This window comes from Heterorhizobium halophytocola (assembly GCF_017873095.1).
Lineage (GTDB): Bacteria > Pseudomonadota > Alphaproteobacteria > Rhizobiales > Rhizobiaceae > Allorhizobium > Allorhizobium halophytocola.
Genome location: NZ_JAGGJU010000024.1, coordinates 1 through 3,716, shown reverse-complemented (window position 1 = coordinate 3,716; position 3,716 = coordinate 1). Strand labels below are relative to the sequence as shown.

Below are 3,716 nucleotides of genomic sequence, written 5' to 3'. Positions count from 1 at the left end.
GTCAGGTCGCCGCGAGCCAAAACCGCCTCCTAAAAGGCAGCCTTGAATCACGCTTCAGCTGATTTGGGAATCCACTTTGTCAACAGGACCTAGTGTCCACCGGTATCCACCCGTATTGCCATGGGCTTGCCGCGCCATTCGATGATCTGGTTCAGGCTCCGGATGAAGCGCTCGGCAGGTAACGAGAAATCCACCTCAATGCTCAATCCCTCGCGATTGAAGTCGTCCAGAACATTCAGCAGCCGAAACGGCCTGCCGTCCTCAAGGCGATCCGCCATGAAATCCATCGACCAGACCATGTTTGGCGCTTCCAGCCGAGGTCATTCCTGTGAGCCGATCTTACGTCCGGGGATGACCGTGCCGAAGCCACCTTCGCCATCTGCCGGCGGAATGTAGTCGTAGAGGGTCGGCGGCTCGAGCGAGGCGAGAAACACCAGATGTTCCACCATCCTTACTTTCTGCAGATTGTCGACGCTGTTTTGCCCGCCCATGCTGAGCGCGGGGACGAAGCCATAGATCTCGCCCCATTGCAGTCGGCCCAGCCGCTCCAGCGCCTGTGGCATCATGTTGTTGTAGTTCGGGTCTTCCCAAGGCGCGATTGCAGGCGAAACTCGCCCAGCCACAGAGCTACCAATCATCATCTTGTCGGTCTGGAAGCGCTGGTGTTCCTCGTTGAAATACCTTGGTTCAACGCGCACTTTGTCCATCAGCAGGTTGAGCCGGATGGTGGCGTCGCCATACCAGATGTCGATCTCGCCGAACGCGGTGTAGCCAAAGGCAAACATCTTCTCCGGATCGAGGTCCGGATCGCCCATGAACACATAGTCGATCACCGGCTTGGCGAGCGCTGGGTCGCAAAGCCAGTACTGTCCGTTGCTCCAGCTGCACCAGCCATGATCCATCCAGAATTGCAGGAGGTAATCGGGCAGTTTGCCGCGATAAGCTTCAATTTGCGCCACCGTGGGGTGGAGTACGTCGCTCGTTGTAAACGCACCAAGGAACTCGCTAAACCATTCAATCTCAAATAGGTTGTAGTTTGATTTCTCTGACATCGTACTTTCCTGAAATTTTGCCTAGTGAAGCGGTTTACCAGGCTCTCTCGCATCACTTGGGCAAAGCCGCAGATCCACCATGACACTCGGGCAATTATTCCTGGCCTGCCGTTCAGCATGCCGGGTGAGCCGCGAAACACGGGTGTTGCCGCCGCGGTTCGGGTTGATCCACTGACTGCCCATGGAGCTGTTTTCCACCAAGCCGCCAATTCGATTCTCGATCGGCTGGGTCTTGTCGACAACTGAACTGTAAATGCCCCCCGCGGTCATGTCTGGATTATGCAGAGCAGCCGCGCTCTTGAGATAGTTGTCCAACTGCTCTGACCACTGGGTCGCTCCGTATTTTTGAATATACATATCTCGAATGTATCCTGTATTTTTATATTCGTTACGTGCTTGGTCTTGCAACGGCTTTGACAAAGCTCTCATGCCGACAGGATCAGCGAGATAGGCAGCACGGTTTGCCAACATCTGCTGTGGTGTCATTTTGTTGAGCCCAGCCTCGTGGAGTAGGTGGCAATAAATCTTCTACATTCTCGTTCTGGGAAGAGTTCTTAAGTTCAAGACCCCATTTGATGCATTATAATGCATCATAACTTATTGTTGATGCACCATAAAACATCAATTTGAGAAGACAACGATCTCGTGATATCGTAAAAGACATCAAACTAGAGCAATGATGCAGAAATAAACATCGATGAAATATGAAACGCAAGAGATCGCGGACCGCCTACGCGAAGCCAGAGAAGCCAAACAGCTCAGCCAACGAGAGTTGAGCCGGTTGGCGGGCGTACCGCAAGCGCAGATTTCGCGGATCGAATCCAACAGCGTTGATCTACGCGTGTCGAGCCTCGTCGCGATCGCCAGCGCATTAGATTTGGAGATCGCCCTGGTCCCACGCAAGGCTGTGCCTGCGATCAAGTCGATCACGCGTCAGACAACGGATCGCACTGTGATCCAACCGCCCGCGATCGGCAAGGAAATGCAGCAACTGCAAAAGGCGGTTCGCGCCCTTCAGATTGAAGCGCCGAGCCTGCCCGAGCTGGACGAGCTGCGCAAAGCGACAGCATCACTCCAGCGCCTCCAGATCGATACACGGTTTTTAGACAATCTCCGCTCGCTGCGCCAAACGATTGACCAAGCCAGACTGACGGAGCACTGGAAGGGCATATTGGACGCGACCAACAGCATGAAAGCGCTCCGCAACCAGATCGCCCATTTCGAGCCAAGGAGCGAACAAAGGAATGCGAACCGTCCAGCCTACTCATTAGATGAGGAGGACGACGATGCCTGATGTATCCGTTTTGAGTGTGCGCCTCTATGGCGAAGAAATCGGCACCATCACCTATGTCGGAAACGAAAAGACGCTGTTCGCGTTCAACGATGCCTATATCGAGAACCGAGAAAGACCGACCCTCGGCCTGCAGTTCAAGGATAGCCTCGGCGACCTGATCACGGATTTCCGGCCATATAAAATCAAGCTGATGCCCTACTTCTCGAACCTCCTGCCAGAGGGGCATCTGCGTCGGTACCTGGCTGAGAAGGCAGACATTCATATCGACCGTGAGTTCTTCCTCTTATGGGTGCTCGGGCAGGACCTGCCCGGCGCGATCACCGTCGTCCCAGCGGACGGCGAAGAGTGGCCGGACGAAGCACACAACGTTTTGGAAGGCGAAGCCGCGAAGGAAGCTGCGGAAGATGCCATGCGGTTTTCATTGGCGGGTGTGCAGCTCAAATTCTCGGCGGTTCAAAGCGCCAGCGGCGGCTTGACGATCCCGACAAGCGGCGTCGGCGGCAATCGGATCGTCAAACTCCCCTCACGCGAGTTTGCCAACGTCCCGGAAAACGAGTTCTCGATGATGAGCCTTGCCAGGATGGTCGGGATCAACGTTCCAGCGATCGGGCTGATCGATGTGCGATCGATCGGCAACCTGCCTGACGGGATTGAGAAGATCGGGCGACAGGCCTTCGTCATTGAGCGTTTCGATCGCAATGATGACGGCAGCGTCACCCATGTCGAAGATTTTGCGCAGGTCTTTAACGTCTATCCTGAGGACAAGTACAAGAAGGCCAGTTACCGCAATCTGATATCGGTGATCGCCTCCGAATCCGATCAGGATGATGTGGCCGAATTTTTTCGTCGCCTGGCATTCAATGTCCTGATCGGCAATGGCGACATGCACCTGAAAAACTGGTCGCTGATCTACCCTGATCGCCGCAACGCCCGCCTCGCTCCAGCCTATGATTTCGTGTCCACGATCCCGTATATCGCGAATGACAAGTCCGCGCTGACGTTCAGCCGGACGAAGGAGTTCACCGGCTTCACAGCGGACGAGCTGGCGCACCTATCCGCAAAAGCCAACCTGCCCAAAAAGCTCGTCCTCGACACAGCCCAGGAAACCGTCTCGCTCTTCATGGAGCGGTGGGAGACCGAAAAGGCCAACCTTCCCATGCATAAAGATGTTGTCGAGACCATCGACAAGCATCTTACGACTTTGCCGATTGTCACCGGCAAATAGTGAGAGGATACGGCCTAAAGCGTGTCGCCGCTGACCTGATTCAGGATTGAACTAGGCCCTGTTGACAAAGTATGGCAGCCAAATCTTTGCGGCGGCCAGAGCGAGGAATGCTGAGAAGGATTTCCGTGTTTTGTCGTATCGGGTC

General features: G+C 54.9%; 4 protein-coding genes and 2 pseudogenes. 2 read left to right on the top strand and 4 right to left on the bottom strand.

Translation table 11 applies throughout. The annotated features are described in order from the left end of the window. Positions 1-98: 98 nt before the first annotated feature. The 3 genes and pseudogenes from J2Z17_RS25080 to J2Z17_RS25070 all read right to left on the bottom strand — a co-directional run. Positions 99-311 (bottom strand): annotated as a pseudogene (locus J2Z17_RS25080) (DDE-type integrase/transposase/recombinase); the annotation flags it as partial. 9 nt (positions 312-320) lie between these two features. Next, a complete protein-coding gene (locus tag J2Z17_RS25075) occupies positions 321-1,052 on the bottom strand; it encodes a GAD-like domain-containing protein (protein WP_209949581.1) in 732 nt (243 codons plus the stop codon). A gap of 21 nt (positions 1,053-1,073) precedes the next feature. Next, the gene (locus J2Z17_RS25070) at positions 1,074-1,577 is read right to left on the bottom strand and encodes a polymorphic toxin type 15 domain-containing protein (protein ID WP_342454463.1); all 504 of its coding nucleotides are present in this window, start codon (positions 1,575-1,577) and stop codon (positions 1,074-1,076) included. Positions 1,578-1,749: 172 nt separating this feature from the next. Between J2Z17_RS25070 and J2Z17_RS25065 the strand changes: the two genes are divergently transcribed. Next, complete coding sequence (locus tag J2Z17_RS25065) at positions 1,750-2,346, top strand: helix-turn-helix domain-containing protein (RefSeq protein WP_209949577.1); 597 nt, start codon at positions 1,750-1,752, stop codon at positions 2,344-2,346. Continuing rightward, complete coding sequence (locus J2Z17_RS25060) at positions 2,339-3,571, top strand: type II toxin-antitoxin system HipA family toxin (protein ID WP_209949574.1); 1,233 nt, start codon at positions 2,339-2,341, stop codon at positions 3,569-3,571. Before J2Z17_RS25065 ends, J2Z17_RS25060 begins: the two co-directional genes overlap by 8 nt. Before the next feature lie 51 nt (positions 3,572-3,622). On the opposite strand, the pseudogene J2Z17_RS25655 reads toward J2Z17_RS25060, so the two are convergent. After that, positions 3,623-3,716 (bottom strand): annotated as a pseudogene (locus J2Z17_RS25655) (IS5 family transposase); the annotation flags it as partial.

Bases quoted from the DNA above. Each gene is read 5' to 3' on its own strand.
- J2Z17_RS25075 (WP_209949581.1), bottom strand. From the start codon at position 1,052: ATGTCAGAGAAATCAAACTACAACCTATTTGAGATTGAATGGTTTAGC.
- J2Z17_RS25065 (WP_209949577.1), top strand. From the start codon at position 1,750: ATGAAATATGAAACGCAAGAGATCGCGGACCGCCTACGCGAAGCCAGA.
- J2Z17_RS25060 (WP_209949574.1), top strand. From the start codon at position 2,339: ATGCCTGATGTATCCGTTTTGAGTGTGCGCCTCTATGGCGAAGAAATC.